The 1,103-nt window shown below is 54.5% G+C and carries 1 protein-coding gene and 1 pseudogene; both read left to right on the plus strand.

All coding sequences use genetic code 11. The features are described from left to right. Nucleotides 1-156, plus strand: a pseudogene (locus tag J5224_RS29360) (tyrosine--tRNA ligase); the annotation flags it as partial. An 88-nt stretch (nt 157-244) separates the two neighbouring features. Further along, the coding region (gene pdxY / locus J5224_RS29365) for a pyridoxal kinase PdxY (RefSeq protein ID WP_264628597.1) at nt 245-1,103 on the plus strand (859 nt) is incomplete at its 3' end.

Consider the following 1,103-nt stretch of genomic DNA (forward strand, 5'->3'; position numbering starts at 1 on the left):
GCGCGTACCATGATCGCCTCAAATGCGGTGACCATCAACGGCGAAAAACAGGCTAACCCTGAATATGTTTTCGCGGATAGCGATCGTCTGTTTGACCGTTACACGCTGCTACGCCGCGGTAAAAAACACTACTGCCTGATCTGCTGGGCAGCATAAGAAAACAGCATGTACAAGGGAGCGAAGGCTCCCTTTATTCTTGGTAATACTCTCAAGTCAGTGATATGCAAGGTCAGGTTGTCGGTAAATGAAAAACATTCTTTCTATTCAGTCCCATGTGGTTTTTGGACATGCAGGGAACAGCGCCGCAGAGTTTCCGATGCGGCGTATGGGCGCAAACGTTTGGCCGCTCAATACGGTGCAATTTTCCAATCACACGCAGTATGGTCAGTGGACCGGCAGTGTGATGGACGCCAGCCATTTGACCGACATTGCGCAGGGGATTGCCAATATCGACAAACTGGCACGCTGTGATGCGGTGCTGAGTGGCTATATCGGCTCCCCCGAGCAGGGTGCGAGTATTCTGGATATCGTCCGTCAGGTTAAAGCGGCAAATCCGCAGGCGATCTATTTTTGCGATCCGGTGATGGGCACACCCGAAAAAGGCTGTTTTGTGGCACCCGGTGTTTCGGGTTTCCACTGCAACCAGTCACTGCTGGCTGCCGATGTGATTGCGCCGAACCTGCCAGAGCTGGAATTGTTGGCTGGCGTGACGGTGCACACTGTGGATGAAGCCGTTACCGCAGCGCGTCAGCTCTGTGAACGTGGGCCGAAGATTGTGTTGGTCAAACACCTCAGCCGCGCAGCACGCCGCGCCGACAGTTTTGAAATGTTGCTGGTCACGCCTACTGACGCCTGGCATATCAGCCGTCCGCTGGTGGAGTTTGAACGTCAGCCTGTTGGCGTGGGGGATTTAACCAGCGGCCTGTTACTGGTGAACCTGCTCAAAGGCGTCGCGTTAGATAAGGCGCTCGAGCACACCACGGCGGCGGTGTATGAAGTGATGCTGGTGACCAAAGAGATGGATGAGTACGTACTGCAATTGGTGGCGGCACAGGATGGCATTGCCAACCCACGTCATCATATTCAGGCGGAACGCCTCCGTT

The sequence above is a fragment of the Candidatus Symbiopectobacterium sp. NZEC135 genome, assembly GCF_025962695.1.